General features: G+C 43.1%; 11 protein-coding genes. 8 read left to right on the plus strand and 3 right to left on the minus strand.

Going from position 1 to position 19,019, the window contains the following annotated elements; all coding sequences use genetic code 11:
- Positions 1-44: 44 nt before the first annotated feature.
- On the minus strand, positions 45-3,392 hold the full coding sequence (locus tag JMW61_RS00225; protein WP_201548341.1) for an autotransporter assembly complex protein TamA: 3,348 nt from the start codon (positions 3,390-3,392) through the stop codon (positions 45-47).
- A gap of 457 nt (positions 3,393-3,849) precedes the next feature.
- Between JMW61_RS00225 and JMW61_RS00230 the strand changes: the two genes are divergently transcribed.
- The 7 genes from JMW61_RS00230 (at position 3,850) to JMW61_RS14395 (ending at position 13,441) form a co-directional block, all read left to right on the plus strand.
- Positions 3,850-5,181, plus strand: coding sequence for an MFS transporter (locus JMW61_RS00230; RefSeq protein WP_201548344.1), 1,332 nt, complete (start codon positions 3,850-3,852; stop codon positions 5,179-5,181).
- Between the two features lie 272 nt (positions 5,182-5,453).
- Positions 5,454-6,098 (plus strand): 2-polyprenyl-3-methyl-6-methoxy-1,4-benzoquinone monooxygenase, encoded by a 645-nt coding sequence (gene coq7, locus JMW61_RS00235; RefSeq protein ID WP_197218421.1) that lies wholly within the window; start codon positions 5,454-5,456, stop codon positions 6,096-6,098.
- Positions 6,099-6,322: 224 nt separating this feature from the next.
- Positions 6,323-7,420: a tetratricopeptide repeat protein gene (locus JMW61_RS00240; RefSeq protein ID WP_201548346.1), complete on the plus strand. Its 1,098-nt coding sequence runs from the start codon at positions 6,323-6,325 to the stop codon at positions 7,418-7,420.
- 373 nt (positions 7,421-7,793) lie between these two features.
- The gene (locus tag JMW61_RS00245; RefSeq protein WP_201548348.1) at positions 7,794-10,265 is read left to right on the plus strand and encodes an esterase/lipase family protein; all 2,472 of its coding nucleotides are present in this window, start codon (positions 7,794-7,796) and stop codon (positions 10,263-10,265) included.
- Between the two features lie 427 nt (positions 10,266-10,692).
- Entirely contained in the window at positions 10,693-12,189 is a 1,497-nt protein-coding gene (locus JMW61_RS00250) for a cytochrome ubiquinol oxidase subunit I (protein WP_110922379.1), read from the plus strand.
- Positions 12,189-13,205: a cytochrome d ubiquinol oxidase subunit II gene (gene cydB / locus JMW61_RS00255; RefSeq protein ID WP_201548350.1), complete on the plus strand. Its 1,017-nt coding sequence runs from the start codon at positions 12,189-12,191 to the stop codon at positions 13,203-13,205. The genes JMW61_RS00250 and cydB overlap by 1 nt, the downstream gene beginning before the upstream one ends.
- Positions 13,206-13,324: 119 nt before the next feature.
- Entirely contained in the window at positions 13,325-13,441 is a 117-nt protein-coding gene (locus JMW61_RS14395) for a DUF2474 domain-containing protein (protein WP_370463019.1), read from the plus strand.
- 87 nt (positions 13,442-13,528) lie between these two features.
- Here JMW61_RS14395 and murU read toward each other — a convergent pair whose 3' ends face one another.
- Complete coding sequence (murU, locus tag JMW61_RS00260; RefSeq protein WP_201548358.1) at positions 13,529-14,263, minus strand: N-acetylmuramate alpha-1-phosphate uridylyltransferase MurU; 735 nt, start codon at positions 14,261-14,263, stop codon at positions 13,529-13,531.
- Between the two features lie 58 nt (positions 14,264-14,321).
- The gene (locus JMW61_RS00265; protein WP_201548367.1) at positions 14,322-15,434 is read right to left on the minus strand and encodes an aminoglycoside phosphotransferase family protein; all 1,113 of its coding nucleotides are present in this window, start codon (positions 15,432-15,434) and stop codon (positions 14,322-14,324) included.
- Between the two features lie 389 nt (positions 15,435-15,823).
- Here JMW61_RS00265 and lptD point away from each other — a divergent pair, with 389 nt between their 5' ends.
- Positions 15,824-18,985 (plus strand): LPS assembly protein LptD, encoded by a 3,162-nt coding sequence (lptD, locus tag JMW61_RS00270; protein WP_201548376.1) that lies wholly within the window; start codon positions 15,824-15,826, stop codon positions 18,983-18,985.
- Positions 18,986-19,019: the final 34 nt, after the last annotated feature.

Genomic DNA, 19,019 nt, shown 5'->3' on the forward strand with positions numbered 1-19,019 from the left:
CCGGCAATCGGTACGATAAATAAATAACAGAACGAATCAAACAATTATAAAGGCGAACCAATAAAGAAGTGCAATCTAATGGGAATACTTTCTTCTGTCACGCCAGCCGCCACATCGACTCGCACCACGCCCACAGGTGACGACCAACGAATACCGACGCCGACACCAACCTTTGTCTCAGTATCAAAGTTTTCGTCATAAGCATTACCCACATCCGTAAAGAATGCTGCACGAAGACCCGGTTTGAACTCATAGTTATACTCTGCACTACCCACCGCGAGAATTTGACCACCTGTCAGATAGCCGTTCTCTAGTGGTGATAAGCTCTCATAGTCATAGCCACGGATACTCTGGTCACCACCTGCAAAGAAGCGTAATTTATAAGGCACTTCGTAAAAATCATCTGCCCAGATATATCCAGTATTCAGACTGCCCAATACTTGATGCTTATCGGCATCGCCGAAGCTATAAAGACCACTAACACCTGCACGAACGATTGCCATATTGGTATCACTAGCAACTGATTCACTGCCTGCTTCAATAGAGTAAGACTGACGTATGCCCTGAGTCGGGTTGGTCACACTATCTATACTGGTTTTACTCATGCCATAGCCAAATAACAACGCTTGCTGACTAGGGTTGGAAGACGTAAAACGTATAGGCAGATCATCCAACTCTGTTTCATCGACCCCTGTTTCTAACTCATCCAAACGGTAGCGCACAGAATAGCTACGATTCCATCCGTTATCTTGACGGATGTTACGTGCCAATGCTGCTTTTAGTGTTCTGGTAGACAGGTCAAAGTTACCTTCACCTTGGTCGATCACCTCTTCCTCATAAGTCAAACGCGCATCTAGCTTATCATTGAGTGGATGCTTCCAAGGTCTACTGGCATAAACCGCCACATTTTTAGCAATTCTTGAAACTTCTGTTTCCGCACCAGCCTGATAGCCTTGACGATTTATCAGGTTGTAATCTATTTTTGCCGTTGCTCTCACGCCAGTATCCGTACCGTAACCAAGACCGACTTGGGCGTCGCGCGGTTTGTCAGAGGCAACAAAAACATACAACGGCACTTTTTTACTTTCTGCCACTTCTTGCGGTGTTTTACGTCCTGCTAATGTCGGTGGTACAAAGCTTTCATCGGAAAGCAGGCTTTTTTCATCAGGCAGTATTTTTTGAGCGACATTACTGATTGAGTCACTGATTTTACCTAACAGGTTGTCTGCTTCTTGAGGTTTTTCATCTAATACCCGATCGTTTGGCAAACGGCTTAAACGATCTGCTTTTTGTTCAATGGCTTGCAGCTTATCTAGGGTTGCTTCATCAGCCTCGAACTCGATAGCAGCAATATCGTCTTCATTGACTGTGTTTTCGCTAACCACGCTGCCGTTATTAGAATCGCTGACGCCACTAACAAGTGCCTCGTTCGCCGTCATTAGAGAGTCATTACCATTATTAATAACATCAGTAATGCTACCGCTACTAACGTCTTCATCTGACTCTGACGTACCGTCGCTATTCACTGGGGTATTATCAAAAGCCAATGTACTGGCTTCACTACTCTCATTTGGTGGTAGTATCGACTCAACGTTCACTGTATTAAAGTAACGAGTCGCTGATAAATCATTACTAAATTTGGTCACATCAGGCGCATAAAATGGATCGCCGGGTTTGAAATCAAGCAACTGCTGCAATAATGGCAGCTCAACAGGCAGCTTATCAGGGTCTTCCGTTAACGTATTAGTCTCTCGGTCATAGGTAAAAAACACAACGTCATCAAATTGGTAACGACTGCCCGTGTCATAAACTAAAGAAACATCTGCTGTGTTGTCCGGCAAGATAATATCAACCGATTTGTTTAGCCAATATTGGTCAAAATAGCCATAGGTATTACTCAGTGACTCTAGCGCAGCTTTGCTGTTTTTGTAGACACGGTGATTGAAGATATCTTCTTCTTGTGGTGGGAGTTCTTTTTCAAAGTTTGCAAACTCCTCTTGCTCACTACCCTCGCCACGAATCTCAATAATACGGCTATCGACACGTACTGGCTCACCCAACTCTTCAATAACCACATCCAAAGTATCGCTACTAGGCTGGCGCAGACTCAACGTAACCTCATAGTAGCCCACGGCTTTTGCAGCATCCAGTGCCGTCTGACGCAAGCGTGGTAAAGCAGCAGTAAAGTCAGCAACGGACTGAACCGTGGTGTTATCCAGTGCGGCTTTAATGTTTTTCATTGGCTGGATATCGTTATCCGCCTTGGTTTCTTTTGGTTCGCTATCGTCCGTATTTTCAGACGTGGCTTCCTGTAAGTAGATGGTCGTTTCAACATTAGGTATAGCAATGGCGCCATCATTAAAGAAACGATTATAAAGGCGCTTTACGATGTTGCCTTTGTTACGTTCCCGAGGCCCAGGTCTATTGGTTTGTTCGACATTTTCAACGGCTACCTGAGTATCTGTTTGATAATCTGGCAGATAATCACCTGGATCGATAATATTTGCTGTCGCATCCTTTACATCCGTCACATCACTAGTATTCGCGACTAGCTCATTACTATTATCAAGAGCATCGCTGTCGCTATTATCATCACTATCACTGTCACCATCCACACTTTCAGCACTGACAGAGCCGCTGACATTTATCGGATTCGACACCGATTCAGTCGTGTCTGTTGATTCAGTGGCGTTTTCACTCTTACCCAATGTATCAAGATTACTAGGTAATGGTAGGCTGTCAGCATCAAGATCCACATCTAAGCCAATAGGCGGTGCGGTATCATTCAACGTCGCGATTGGCGCTGTAAAATCGCTATCAACATCACTATTACTGATGCCATTGGCATTATTACGGTTATTACCGCTATCTATCGTATTAATGTCTTGGGTATTTTGCGTATTCAATTCAGCCAGTTCACGATCTATCTGCGCAGGCGTCATCATCTGATAACCCTGCTGCTGTATCGCTGTGGCTTGTTGCAACAACTCATCATCCGAACTATCAAAAATATTGCGCTGAGCATCATCATTTGAATCTAAAAGTGTGGCTAACTGACTGGCCGCTACTTGATTGGTCATGGATTGAGCAGGAGTATTTGCATTGATAGCAGTATCAGCCAAAGCTGCAGGTGCGATACCAAAACCGACAAAGCTGGTTGCTAAAGCAGAAAAAATCGCAGAGCGTGTAAAGTGAGTGCGCGGCGTATCACACGTAGCCATACGAGGGCGGTTTTGAGTTTGGCAAGTTTGAGTATGGCAAGGTTGAATATCGCAAGCTTGAGCATGGCAAGTTTGCATGCGTTGGGCACTGATACTATCTGACACATTTATAGGAGTATCACACGGATTAACCGATACAGGACGCGCTAGAGTTGAAGGCTGGTGGTTCATGTTTATTTCCTATCACCTCACGCGGCACAATGTCATTAACGAGGGCAATCGCTAAGTCTTACCGGTGAATAAACTTATTAACAGTTGGCTGAGATTCTGATTGACTACCTTTGTTCTTGATAATGACAGTCTACGGCCTATAGTGCAAACTTTAGCCCTGAGTGACGTTATCGTATCAATAGGTAGGTAGACTGTATTGATAGCGGGGCTTGCCATCACTTATATATGACAGTAAAACCCTGTAAAATTCACAAATCATAACGTAGATAATTATGAAATCATAGCGTCGGGCGCATGTATTTATACCAAAGCCTTGCTATTATACGTCCTAATATTGATAAAACCTATGCTATATTTCGATAAGTTTTTGATACTATTAATAATTACCTTTATCTTAAAAGCCGCACTCCGTATGTCCTTTTAATCTATCAGCCGCGATCTATCTGTAGGAACTTTCATGGCAAATCAGTTTCAGTTATTTAAGCACCGCCGGTTTAATGCCATGTTTTTTACCCAGTTTTTGGGCGCGTTTAATGACAATGTTTTTAAGCAAGCGCTCATACTGGTTCTGACTTACACCGCTGCAAGTCAGTTGGGGATGGAAGTCAGTATTTTAAATAACTTAGCCGCGATGTTATTTATCTTGCCCTATTTTTTGTTTTCAGCACTGGCAGGGCAAATTGCGGATAAATACGAAAAGTCAAAGCTAACGCAATTGATCAAACTGCTTGAGCTTGTGATCATGGCAATCGCTGCGGTTGGTTTCGTGTTTGAGTGGTATGCTCTATTATTTGTAGCATTGTTTTTAATGGGTACCCATTCAACTTTTTTTGGACCGATTAAATACGCCTACTTGCCGCAAGCGATGAAAGAAGACGAGTTGGTTGGTGCCAATGGTTTGTTTCAAATGGGCACCTCATTAGCTATTCTGCTGGGGATGATTATCGCGGGCGTCCTCACACAACTGTCGCAGTCGCTGTATTGGATTAGTGTGACCGTTCTGATCGTAGCCGTGTTGGGCTATTTGGCAGCACGTTACATTCCAACCATGCCAGCGATGCAGCCCAGTCTAAAAATCAACTGGAATATTTTTACCACCAGTTTGGCCACGGTTCGCTACTTATATTCATTACCTTTTCTATTCTGCGTCATCCTTGGCAACAGCTGGTTTTGGTTTTATGGTGCGACGTTCTTGACCCAAATGCCAGAGCTTAGCAAAGTCATTTTGCATGGTGATGAGTCAGTGGTGATTTTCCTATTGACGCTATTTTCGGTTGGCGTATCGATTGGTTCATTACTGTGTAAATCATTGACCAAAAACCAAGTCAGTTTGCGGTTATTACCTTTTGGTATTGCTGGATTAAGTATTTTTGCAATCGATTTATATTTCTCACTATCAGGTCTCAATATCAACGTGAGCAATGGCACTTTCCTCAGTGTCGGTGATTTAGTGGGTATGAGTGGTAGCTGGCGAGTATTTGCAGACTTGTTCTTTTTGGGCTTTAGTGGCGGTCTATATATTGTGCCTTTGTATGCGTCTATGCAGGCGTATGCACCCAAAAGCCATCGTGCGCGTATCATTGGTGCTAATAATATCTTTAATGCGATATTTATGGTTACCTCAGCGATTTTCGCGATTGTTATCTTAAATACGTTGGCGTTGAGCATGCCTCAACTGTTTTTGGCAACAGGACTGCTCAATATTGCATTTGGCGCGTTTTTATACATCAAGCTCAATAGACATATTAAAAGCGCTGTGATTCAAACGCATGATGAAGTCGTTCCTTAAGTATGCTAAAGCTGAATTGAGTATTACTATAGTAATCAGTATGTTTTGAGCCGATAATATTCGTGCTGATAATTTAGATTGTTTGCTATAGTAATGCTTGTGAAGCTGAGACTATAATTGTCTTAGAAAAACGGACAACCTTATTTTTTGATAGTGCTTTTTAACAATAGCACCTTTTAACAGCAGTATTTTTTAATAACAATATCTTTTAATAACAATATCTTTTAATAACAGTATCTTTTGATAGTACATAAAGCCATTAGGAGTGAATTATGGCCCTACGTCCCTTATCCAAAATCGACCAGTTGTTACTCGGCGTCGATAAGGCATTACGAGCTGTCGTACCGCACTCAAACCCTAGTACGCGTCCATTACCAGTCAGCAACGACGAGATTCCTGAGCTGACCATCACTGAAGCACGGCATGTCGCAGGGTTGATGCGTATCAATCATACTGGTGAAGTATGTGCGCAAGGGCTTTATCACGGTCAAGCCTTTGCGGCGAAAGACCACGGCGTCAAGCAAGCCATGCAACACTCTGCCGAAGAGGAAGTTGACCATCTGGTTTGGTGTGAGACTCGTCTAAGTGAGCTTGGCAGCCACGCCAGTCTCTTTACGCCACTATGGTACGGCATGTCTTTTAGTCTTGGGGCAGTAGCTGGTGCTATCTCTAATGAATTCAGCTTGGGGTTTGTCGCAGAGACAGAAGCACAAGTCAGTGAGCACTTGCAAGATCATATCCAGCAACTGCCTGAGCATGACAAACGCTCAAAGGAGATACTGGCACAAATGGATATCGAAGAGTTGCACCATCGTGAGCTAGCACTTGCCAGCGGCGGCGCTGCATTGTCACCGCCTGTACGCAAGACGATGCGCTGGATGGCCAACCGTATGAAAGCCACTGCTTATCATTTGTAGTAGTAAACGATGTAGTTGCCAGCTCTAGATTAATAGAGACTATAAGCTTGATTATTGCATCTACTATCGAGTTTTTGACGTTTATTATTAACAATCCTACTACTGATAGCGTAAAGCTTAATTTGCTACGGTATGAGAAATTTGTACGATTTTGCAGCAAAGACACAACCTATATGACCATTTAATTGCTAAATAACGACTAAATAAACAAGGTAACAATATTTATGAAAACCATTAAAAAATCAATGCTCTCTAGCAGTGTGTCTACCAAGTCTTCGAAACTGGTCACGATGACCGCACTGGCAGCCGCATGCACAATGTTGCTATCAGCGCCTGTCAATGCAGCTGAAACCAATGCAGCAGCCACATCCGTCCCGAGTGCTGTAGACTCTAGCAAACGCGTGATTCGTTTGGCACAGCCTAAAGCTGCTAGTACAGCTCAATCAAGCACTCAACCAGCGCCACAAACTAATGCACCTGTCGCTGCTACTCAACAAAGCGCTCCTACGCAAAGTCTTTTTCCAATGAGTTCTGGGCAGCCACAAACCGTCACACCTGCCCCAACCAAGCCGGTGTACACAGGTAGCACTCATGTCTATGAGCCAGGTCCAATGACGACATCTGGTATCGACCTGCGTAGTGGTCAACTTGCAAACATTCCAACGCCGAAAGTGCAATTGTCAGACGTGAGCTTTTTAAAGACCGTATTGATTCCACAACAAACAACCGCTAACTCTGACAAATTAGATGTGAGTCTGCTTGATGACTTTATCCAAGAGGCGTCACCTAATGCCCGCCATTATCCACCAAACTTCCCTAACCGTACACAACGATATAATGTTCGTGAAAAAATCAAAGTATTAGCTGAATGGATTGAACCTTATGCCCTGTCACCAAATGCCTCTTATGATGTACTGCTTCGTGCAGCAAAGCTTAACGGCATGGGACGTAACCTAGATTTGGGTTCAGACTATACGATACGCGGTGGAAAATATGTAGACCGTGCCATCAAGCTCCAGCCTGATAGCGGTGAAGCTAACTTCTTGTATGGCATGATGCTATCAGAAGGCGGTGGTTTTAAAGAAGGTCAAAAATACTTAGATAAAGCCGTCTCTCTAGGCTATACCGAAGCAGAGCAAAGCTTGGCACAGTCAGACGTCTTAAGTGACCGTCGTGATAGCGCGTTAGAGCGTCTGCGTCGCCTTGAGAGTAAAAACCCCAACAATGCTATGATTGGTCAGCAGATAAAACTTGTTGAAGAAGGTAAGTTCTACATTTGGGACATACCAGCACCTGACATCAACGTTAAACCAGGTGTCTAAAATGGTTTTATGTATTAATCAAAATGATTGATACATAATCTACGACCAAAGCAGTCAGCGTCTTCATTTTATATCGATATTATTTCAATATAAAATGGAGACGCTTTTTTGTATCCACTAATAAACCAGTTATTCTAATTAGCCTCTTATCCCGCTTAAATGAATAATATATTCAATTAATGAGATGTAAATATGATTAGGCAATATCGATAGTAGTATCAATGACAGATAGTCTTATTCCTTCGATATTACTTAATGACAAAGCCCTAACGACAAAGCCTAAAATAAAAAAGCTTAATCGCAAAAGTTACGCTACACTCTCTCTTGTACACCGCTTACTGACTCATACCTTGATGACTAACTGGACTGAACTATGACTTTCGTTAACCCTATAAAAAATATGGTAACGCACGCCAATAAAAAAAGCATACCGATCGCTTTAATAGCAGCGATGGCATTATTGCCTGCATGTAGTACAGTCTCGGTGAATAAACAAGCTTCAGCAAAGACCATTACGGCACAGCGTGGCAACATTGTCACGGACAACAAGCTCAGTAGTGATACCGCATCAGCACTTCTATCAGCAGGGCTCAATGAGCAAGCTTGTATGCAGCAGTTTGATTTATGTTTGACCCAGCTCACCGATAGCATCTTAGATGAACACCACCGTTCCTCACTGGCTATTTTTTCTGAACTACATTACGCAAAGGCTCGACAGCTTGCCAAATCGCAAGACTGCCTCAATGCGCTTTCTCGCCCGCCACTCGACCCTTATTATGCCAATGCACCGTTAAGTGATACCGAGGCCAATACTCAACAAGAAAACACCAGTCGTTGCCTAACTGGCTACCAAGAGCGATTGTTTAATGCGATAAAATACAGTTATACCTATCTATTTTATGACAGCTTAGCGCATGATTTTGAAGGTAGCGCTCAGGATAGTAGCCATTCTAGTACACCAAACCGCATTCCAAACGATACCGATATTCAGACCCAAGATATTTATAATGCCGCGAGCAATGATGTCATCACTCAGCTCTACAAGGCAGTGGATGGTTCAGATAAACTGATGGGCGACCCACAGATAGAACATTTACCAATAGCCTCCACTGAACGTGATAACAGCACACAGGCGGCTATTGCCAATCGTGCACCTCTAGAAGGCAAGACTACCGACCAAGTCAAAGTCATGAAGATACAAGTCGATGGCTATGATCTAGGCGTTTATTTGCCCAATGAAAACAGCTATCTGCAAAATGCACATAAGCAAACCTCTGCTCTAGCAGACTTGGTCTCCACTTATGACTTACGTCTCTCTGGGCTCAACTCAATCAGTAAACGTCCAGGCTTGGGCATTAGCTTGGTTGCGTCATTGGATGATCGCTACACCACCACGATTCGCCAATTATTGGTATCCTCACTGTCAGGTCAATCGGATGATAAAAAAGACAATATCGACGATAGCAAACCAAGTTCGCGCATTTATCCCACAGGCCATTTACTATTAACGGGTCTGATTGAACCCAGTGGCGATAGCGTGCTAGAAGTACTAGACAGTCGTAAACTCGACATCCACCTGTATAATCCGTATCAAAGCGAAAGCGTTAACATCCTCAATAATGACTATCCACTGGCAGCCAACTTCTCTGCCGGTTATGGCTTGTGGCTATCAGAGAACCAATTAGATGGCGTCGGCTATCTAAATTTGATTACTCGCCAACCAGAGGAGAGACTGCCCAAACTGTTTATGCTAGAGCCTTATGACCCCAATAAGCGTGTGCTGATTATGCTGCATGGCTTGGCCTCTAGCCCTGCAACGTGGGTGAACTTGACCAACGATATTCTCAATGATGATAAGTTACGTGACAACTATCAGGTTTGGCAAATATTTTATCCAACCAACTTACCTATTTTAGAAAACCGTTACCAAATCCAACGTCTGATTGACAGCACTTATCAGCAGACGGATCCGACAGGACAAAATCTCGCCAGCAAAAATAGCGTGATTATCAGTCATAGTATGGGTGCTGTGATCGCTCGCATGATGCTTTCTGATGAAAACTTAGTCGATGACTTAGACAATCTCGATGATCAAAACATACTCTCTAGTAGCGAAAAACGTAAAGTCCGCGACGCACTCAAAGCTTCTTTTGGTGAAGCACAACTACAAGAACGTTTTAAGCTAAAAACATTACCACAAGTAGATACCGCTGTCTTTTTGTCTGCGCCGTTTCGTGGTACTGATTATGCAGACCGCTGGTTCACGCGTGCCCTACGCCGTGTTGTCTACTTACCCGTTGGTTTAGTGAAAACCGTCACTGAAAATTTAGCGACGATTGCAACGAAAGGCGATTTGGCAGACAACCCATTAGGCGCGCTATATCTACAAAACGGTGCTAGCCAGCTCAGCGATAAATCTTCCTTTATACAGCTCACCAAAGATCTCGCCATCAATGACCGCATTACTTATCACTCAATTATTGCCAATAACGATGCTGACATCACCAAAGGACTGGCAGAAATGCAGCCGGGTGGTGCCAGAATCGACTTGTCACAAGCGATAGAAGAAGAAGACGCAAGAGGTGAGGCTATCAGTGCAAGTGAAAACGCTGATTCTGATAACGCTAAACTGACAGATGAATCGCTTGTAGCGGCCGTTACCATCGATGAAAATATCAGTCAGGCATTAACTGAACGCTTGTCTGACGGTATCGTACCTTATACCAGTGCCCATCTAGACGGTGCTGCCTCTGAGACAGTCATTAACGGTGGTCACAGCATTCAAGAAAACCCTCAAACTATTTTAACTTTAAGGCGTATACTGCATCAGCAGCTCAATCAATAGTTTAAGGTCTTTTGAACATTGATAATATTGAACACTGCTGAGTACGATAAAACACCTTCTTTATACTTTATTACAATATATAATATTGTATAAGGAATATAGCATTAACTTATTCTTACTAATTTATATTTACTAGTAAGTATGCGTTACATGGCCTTACTTGTAGCGATAAAGCTGCAGGCGCATAATGAAGCATCAGTAACAGTAATTGAATGAACGACTATTTCTTAATTTGTATGGATATAAATTATTTATTCAGTTGAATCGCTTTAGTCATAGCATAAATAAAACGGTTTAACTCGCTAATATTCACAGCTAAAGAAAACCTGATTATTGACCGCGATACTCGTATAAAAGGTTGCGGGCAGTTACTTGAGCGTATCATGGAAGCTTGCGCTACTTGGCTAACAAATAAAGGTAAGCGCTTATGTTCGCTGCATTTATGATCGACCAAATGGACGCGTTGTTACTCGCGCGTATTCAATTCGCTTTTGTTATCTCATTTCATATTGTATTTCCTGCTTTTTCTATTGGACTAGCCAGTTGGTTGACGGTGCTTGAGTTCCGTTGGCTTCGAACGGGCGATCCTATCTATGCCGAAGTTTATAAGCATTGGATTAAGATATTCGCTGTCGTCTTCGGTATGGGTGTCGTATCCGGTGTGGTAATGTCTTACCAGTTCGGCACTAACTGGGCGGTATTCTCTGACAAAGCCGGTAACGTCTTAGGCCCACTACTCGCCTATGAAGTATTGACTGCATTCTTCTTAGAGGCCTCTTTCCTAGGGATTATGCTGTTCGGTTGGGGACGTGTGAGCAAACGCATGCATTTTGCTGCAACCGCTATCGTCGCCATCGGTACGCTGATTTCAGGTTTTTGGATTTTAGCTGCAAACAGCTTTATGCAAACGCCGCAGGGCTTTATGGTGGGCGCAGATGGCTTGCTATACCCAACCAACTGGCTTGAGATTATCTTCAATCCATCTTTCCCTTACCGTTATGCTCATATGATGACAGCAGCATTTTTGACAACTGCATTCGTCATTGGTGGTATCGGTGCTTATTATTTACAATCCAAAAAACATACCGAGCACCGTAAGCACGGCCGTGTCATGCTAGGCATGGCGATGATTATGGCCATATTTGTAGCGCCAGCTCAGGTGTTGATTGGTGATGAGCATGGTCTAAATACTTTAGAGCATCAACCAGCCAAAGTCGCTGCGATGGAAGGTATCTGGGAAGATGAGCGTGGCGCAGCATTACGGTTATTTGCGATTCCCGACCAAGAAAACCAAACCAATAAATATGAAGTTAAGATTCCATATGTCTCTGGTTTGATTCTGACACATTCATTAGATGGTGAAATCAAAGGTCTCAAAAACTGGGCACCCGAAGACCAACCGCACGTTATGATTGTGTTTTGGGCGTTCCGTATCATGGTCGCTATTGGTATGTTAATGGTGCTGGTCGGTTTATTCAGCATATACAAATACTTCAAAAAACAGCAATTCAATCCCGAAAGTGTCTGGTTCCACCGTGCGTGGATGATGATGACACCGCTTGGTTTTATTGCATTATTGTCTGGTTGGTTTGTGACTGAAACGGGTCGCCAACCATGGACCGTGTATGGCGTGATTCGTACAGCTGAGAGTATGTCACCAGTCGCTGCACAGCAGGTCGCCACCACATTGATTGGTTTCATTGTGTTGTATATCTTTGTCTTTGGTGCAGGCAGTTTCTATATCCTACGCTTGATTGCTCAAGGGCCAAAACCCTACTCAGACCCTTCTGAAGATAACTTCTATGAGCATTCTGTCACAGAAGGTCAAGGTCGCACGTTGACTGGCGATACCAGTGCTGGCGACAGAATGAGAACAGACCTTGATGAACCTGCAGATGACATCGATGAAGGAGGGTTACGCTAATGTTTAACTACGGTGATGTATTAGACTTACCTTTGATCTGGGGCGGACTTATCGCTCTCGCAGTCTTCGTCTATGTTTTACTGGACGGCTTCGATTTAGGCTGTGGTATTTTATTTCCATTTGCAGGCTCCGATAAAAATCGTAGCCGCATCATGAACTCTATCGCACCGTTTTGGGATGGTAATGAGACATGGTTGGTATTGGGCGGTGGTGGCTTGTTTGCCGCTTTCCCAGTCGCCTACGGCATCATTATGACGGGTCTTTATTTACCTGTGACAGCGATGTTATTTGGTCTTATCTTGCGCGGCATAGCATTTGAGTTTCGATTTAAATCCTCGACACGTCGTCATGTTTGGGATACTTGCTTTTTTGTCGGTTCAGTGCTTGCTACTTTTTCTCAAGGGATTATGCTTGGGGCATTGGTACAAGGCCTTGAAGCGAGCAATCGCTTATACTCTGGTGGACCGTTTGACTGGCTAACACCTTTCTCTATCGTCTGCGGTTTTGCAATGATTATCGGTTATGCCCTACTTGGCTCTACTTGGCTGATTATCAAGACAGAACACAAACTACAAGTTTGGGCACGCAGAGTTTCTGGCTGGATGCTATCTGCTTTAGTCGTCGCCATGATTGTCGTGACAGTATTTATGTATTTTTCAGATATCAATGCACTCGACGGATGGTTTCATTTCCCAGATTTATTATATCTGGCTCCCATGCCTATTATCGTCATGGTGTTATTCTTTATTATGCGTAAAGACTTGAACACTGAACGTGAATATCGTCCATTCTTATTGACTGTCGCGCTATTTTTGATGGGTTATATCGGTGTTTGTTCTGCCATGTTCCCTTATATCGTACCGTATCAAATGACGATTTATGAAGCAGCCGCAGCAGATACGTCACTGTCCTTTATGCTCGTTGGTGCCGGTATTATGCTACCCATTATTTTGAGTTACACCGCTTTTGCGTATTACACCTTTAAGGGTAAGACGGATCATGAGCATATGTACTGATAAATAAGAACGTTAAGCATGGACATGTGAATTGATAAAACAGTCACTGGCTATTGCTGTCCTTAGCAGTAGCTATACTGATGTTCAAAAGCGTATCAACACGCAAATGGGAGACGAGCATGAAAAAGCTCAGTAAGAAAAAGTCACAATGGCTATGGTTTGTCGGTCTATATGTGGCAGGATTTTTGGTCGTGTTTACCATTGCACAGCTAATCAAACTAGCAATGGGTGTTTAATATTCATTGAGATACACGTATAAAAAAGCAGCGTTGATTAAATCAACGCTGCTTTTTTATGCATACTTATATAAGAATTTATCGAGCTTATACACCTAAATGGTTTTTAGCACCTTTACTTTCAATAAAATCGTTTACCTGTTCCAAGCGCTCAGGCGTGCCCACATCTATCCAATTGTCAGTAATAACTTCAGCGGTAATCTGAAACTTGAGCATCGCTTGTTTAAGCAATGGTGCCAACGCTGCTGGCTGACCTGATATCAAGCCATCAACCAATCTAGGTGACATCACACTGATGCCAGCAAAGGTATATTTATCACCATCACCTACGGGTTGCTCACTAGCAAGACCATTATTAATCGCAAAATCTCCGCTATCATTGTGCGCCGGATTATCAATCAAGAGTAAATGCGCACGCTGATCAGCACCCAGTGTATAGTCTTGCAACTGAGTAAAATCATATGTCGTCCAAACATCAGAGTTCACTAAGATAAACGGCTCATCACGCAACTTACCAGTTTGTAATGCTTGAAAGATACCACCCGCTGTTTCTAAAGGTTCATCGCCTTCTACTGACCAATGCAATTTTACGCCATATTGTGTGCCATCGCCCAACGTATCGATGAGCTTATCAGCCAACCACGACGCATTGATCGTAATGTCAGTGATACCTGCCGCCTGTAGCGCTTTGATATGCCAAACAATCAGTGGCTGACTCGCAACTTCCACCAAAGGCTTGGGCGTCTCAAGCGTCAACGGGCGTAGACGAGTACCCTTGCCCGCTGCCAAAATCATGGCCTGTGTAATCGTAGAGGTAGACATGTACACTCCTATAATGTGTGAGTTTTAAGCTCTTAAAAGACTAATATGATAAATAGATTTAGATATACTGCTGTGCAAACTTATGCTGATATGCAGGCAGCACGGTATCCACAAACCATTTATTAAATGGTAGTAGTGCTTGTTGCAAGCTATCATTACCATGTTTGCCAAGCCACTCTAGCTCAAAAACTAAATCACTCATCACTTTAGGAATATCTGCTAAATAGCGATCTTTGCCATCACGTTCAGACAAACGGATAAAAATTCCCAGTACTTTTAGATGACGCTGTACGCCCATTACATTGACATCATTTTCAAACTGTTGCGCACTAGCAGCTGTGGTTAGTCCTGCTTGCTGCTGTAATTGCCAAAAGTCTTTCATCCATTCAGATATTTGACGCTCCGGCCATTCAACATAAGCATCACGTACCAATGACACCAAATCATAGGTGTAAGAGCCAACCACTGCATCTTGAAAATCAATCACACCCAAGCGCGAATGGTCTGCTTGATCTTGCATCAGATTTCGGCTGTGATAATCACGATGAACGATGACTTGTGGCTGCTGCAAAATCTCTTTCGTCAATGCTACTTTTAAATTGTCCCACAACGTTTGATCAAGCGCTATTCCGACATACGGTATAAACCAATCCGTAAACAGCTCCATTTCACGATCTAATAACGCCGTATCATAATCTGGCAATTGGTGCTGAGATTTTGCTGTCTCAACAGGTACGGTCTGTAGTGCGACCAACGTCTGCATTGCCAATTGATAGTACTCGTTCACTTGAGTAGAGGGTGTATCAACAAGCAAATGGGCGAACTCTACCGCACCAAAGTCTTGTAAGACTAAAAAGCCTTTGGTCACATCTTGTGCGACAATCGCTGGTACATTAATAGCAGGTGCCATCAATTTTGCGACGTTAATGAACTGACGCATGGCTTCTTGTTCGTCAGCAGAATCCATGACAATGTAATTCAACGCTCCATTACCATCATCTTTTGGTAGTTGAATACGGTGATATTGGCGGGCGCTGGCATCACCAGGCAGGCTATCTAAGTTAAATCTTTTACCTGTAAATATCTGCTGCAACCAGCTCTCTAGCTGCTGTAGGCGACTATTGGTTTCGGTATCAGTCATGTTCGGCTCTAAAGTTAGTTTGTCAGTCATAATGGGCATCGCAGGTTAAATATAAGTCGTAAACAATTAAAGTAGTGATAAGTCAGGCAAAACCTTGTTAAAATGGTGAAATCTTGAGCCACAATAACTGCTATAACAAGTATATTGAGTTATCATTCAATATTTAGCGCTAAGCATAATCTCGGCAATCATTCGAAAAGCAGCCTAGCTATATTATAAATTTTGGTAAATAGTGTAGCTGATTTGGTTTTTTTTGACTATGATTAGTCGTCATTATATGTAAAACACTCAAATTCTTGAGATCGCTATTAGCAATTAGTGATTTTTTAGTCGTTTATTAACTGCTATACCTTGTTCAATAATGCGGCTACTAAGCTCAGTATCGCAATCCAATAGGCTCTGCAATCATAGGTGTGCCCTTGTTATATTCTCCGCTTTACCAAAGCATTCGCGTGATCTTATTTGGCGCCTTAGGCTTATCTAGCCTAGCCGTTAATGCTGCAATCAGCGATGCTGACACACAAAAAACTGCGCCGATCCTCACCGATAGTAGTACACGTTACATATCTAAAGCAGCGCCTAATGCTAATAGCAATATCAATCAAACGCCTGATTATAGTGATATTAACTATCAAGCGAGTCAGAGTCCAAAGACTACTGCTGCAACCAAACAATCGCAACAGGCAGCCGTCGCCGCTAAAGCTACTATTGATGACTCAACGTTAACCAACGGCATTAATAGTATTGATACGGCTGCAAGTGTTAGCACTTTAGATAGCAGCTCTTTTAACGATAGCGACTTCAATGATAGCTCTGTCAATAATGACAGCTTTTTCAATACTGAGAGCGCCATTAGTAAAGACACCCTAGATGACAGCTCTCTAGAAGTCACTGCCATTAAAGATAGCGACAATAAAGACGGCGATAATCAAGACAGTAACAATTCAGCTTTTGTACCAGCACTCGATACTCAGAAAAGCATTGCCGCTACACAAAGTAATGATACCAGCACGCCTAAAGCTGCAAAAAACACCAACAAGCTTGATTTAAATGATGAAAGCATTCAAGACAGCTTAATGCGCTTGGCAGAGTTCTATGAGCTAACACCTGATACTGAGGTTCCAACCGCTGACAGTATGGTCGACACAACCAGTCCTCAAGTCATTCCTAAAGTCGGTAAGAACTTACAGATACCGATACGTACTGTAGATAGCTCACAACGCTGTGAAGGTCAATGGGTATATCCACATAGCAACCCTAATTATCAGCGTGCTGTCAATGAGGCTGGAGCAACTAATAGCCTCGAAAATAACCGAGCACCTCTGTTTACAGAATCGGACTATGGTTATTACGACAGCGTTGACTACGCTGAGCTCTCGGGTAATGTCATCATTAATCAAGGCACTCAGCAAATAGCAGCAGAAAAAGTCTCGCTAGATTTGAGCAAAGGTGTGGCAGCAGCCCAAGGCAGCGTCATGTTTACTGACCAAGCGACAGGGCAAAAAGTACCACTGAACAATGTACCCAATCAGGCTATGAATAATACTCAAGCCAGTTTAAGTGAAAGAGCGTCACAAGGCGGCCTAATTGGCGTCGCTGACAGCTTGAACTACAACACGGAAACGGGACAATCAACCGCTGAGAATGTGGCTTTTGCTAGTGTCGACCTACAAGCACATGGCTATGCTAAGCGCTTAAATAGACCCAATGACAGTCACTATGAATTAGATAATGTCATGTTTAGCACCTGCCCGCCCATGAATCGAAAATGGCAGTTTGATGCCAAAACTATTGATTTAGATACAGAAACAGGGCGCGGTGAAGCTTACGACACAACGTTCCGTATCGCTGACATACCAGTATTCTATCTGCCCTATTTTAACTTCCCAATAGACAGTCGCCGCAGTAGTGGCTTCTTATTACCGAATGTCGGTATTAGTAGTGAAACTGGTCTTGAAGTTGATGTACCTTATTATTTAAATTTGGCACCCAATTACGATGCCACGCTCAATACCCATATTTATACTGATCGCAATCCCATGTTATCAGGTGAGTTTCGTTATTTGACCGAAAACTATGGGAAAGGTACGGTAACTGGTTCATACCTCCCTAATGATAACGAGTACGATGACGAAAATCGTAGCAGTCTGTTTTATGATCATACTTGGGAATCCAAGAGTATTCCGCGTTTGAGCGGAGATCTCAAATACAGCTATGTATCAGATTCGGACTATCTGGATGACTTTGATACCCTTGGTTTATCCGATAGTACGGTAAATTTACCGAGACGTGCCCGCCTCAACTATTATAACGACTATGTCACTGGTGAGCTAAAACTCGAGACCTTTCAAACACTGGATGCTTTTGATAGCGATGGTGACGCACTAGAGGATAAAGACAAACCTTACTCTCGCCTGCCACAACTGACTCTGAACTACCGTATACCGACAAATAATAACTTTGAAATTACGGGTGTTAGTGATTCAGCATACTTTAAAAAATCTATCGACGATGGTTCTGAGACTGAAAAAAGCGGTACACGTCTTTATAATAAAATTAGTGCCTCTTACCCGATCGAATCTTCGTGGGGCTATATCAAACCAAAGCTGAGCCTACAGCATCTCTATACAGCATACGACGAAGACAGCTTAGAAGATAACTCGCTAAGTGCAGAAGATGGCAGTCTATCAGCGTTTGTACCGCAAGCCAGCATTGATGCTGGATTGCACCTATACCGTGCCGGTTCACCATTTGGTGCGTTTGACGATACCATGGGTGGCTATCAGTTGCTCAATCCGCGATTGAAGTACACTTATGCACCATACGAAGACCAGAATGACATTCCTAACTTTAATACCCGTATTGCCTCAACCAACTATGAGCAGCTATTTTCAGACAGTTGGTTTTTAGGTCATGACCGCTTGCAAGACTTGCATGCTGTTACGCCAGGGATTAATTATCGTTACATCGATGCAACGGGTGTGACACGTTTCGATGGTAGTATTGCAGAGCAGTTTTATATCGATGATGGTCGCGTCACGCTTGCTGATGATGAACCTGTGTTTACGACGTCATCATCAGGCATGGTTTGGGATGCGAGCATCCAACCATATAATAACGTTTGGGTTGATGTGAACGGTGCATTGAGCAATAGCTATGACTTAAACTTTATCACAACCGAGCTACGTTACCAGCCAACAGACAACAGCTTATTTAATGTCGGCTTCGTAAAGCGTCAAAGTGATACAAACACCAATCAGCTACCATTATCTGCCATTACTGCATCGGCTATATTCCCCATCAATAGCAAATGGCGAATATTGACACAAGGCCAATATGATTATCGCAACAGTAAGATGCTTGATGCGCTTGTTGGTGTCGATTACGAAGACTGCTGCTTTGGTTTTGCCGTTTATGGCCGTCGTTATTATAATGACTTGGATGTTACCAATGAGCCGACACAAGCAATTATGGCAGAGCTTAGACTAAGTGGTCTTGGCAGCGGTAATGGTAGTTTGACGCGTTTGCTGTCTGAGAAGATACGTGGCTTTGATACTGTGCAAACTGCGTGGAAAAACTAGGATTTCTTACAAGGTCTGTTATAAAGCCAAAATT

The organism is Psychrobacter fjordensis (assembly GCF_904845995.1).
Classification (GTDB): Bacteria; Pseudomonadota; Gammaproteobacteria; order Pseudomonadales; family Moraxellaceae; genus Psychrobacter; species Psychrobacter fjordensis.